The following is a 307-nucleotide window of genomic DNA, read 5'->3' as shown; positions in this document are numbered from 1 at the left end:
AATGGAAATACAGAACACGTATACGAAAAAGTAACCACTTCATTCAAGGATAAAGAAGGAAACGCAATTCCAGGAAATCCAACAGAAGAAGGTGAACAACCTAAGAAAGCTATTCCAGGCTACAAATTCGTAACAACTAACAAACTTCCAAATGGAGACACAGAACATGTCTACGAAAAGGTAACGACTTCATTCAAGGATAAAGAAGGAAACGCAATTCCAGGAAATCCAACAGAAGAAGGTGAACAACCTAAGAAAGATATCCCAGGCTACAAATTCGTAACAACTAACAAACTTCCAAATGGAG

The 307-nt window shown here is 37.8% G+C and carries 1 protein-coding gene; it reads left to right on the top strand.

The window, feature by feature from the left end:
* A partial coding sequence (locus tag KV696_RS10010) for a MucBP domain-containing protein (RefSeq protein ID WP_258318547.1) occupies window positions 1-307 on the top strand: 307 nt, incomplete at both ends.

The sequence above is a fragment of the Streptococcus humanilactis genome, from assembly GCF_019448275.1.
GTDB lineage: Bacteria > Bacillota > Bacilli > Lactobacillales > Streptococcaceae > Streptococcus > Streptococcus humanilactis.
Note: the sequence above shows the minus strand (reverse complement) of the source record. Positions and strands in the feature narration are given on the sequence as shown.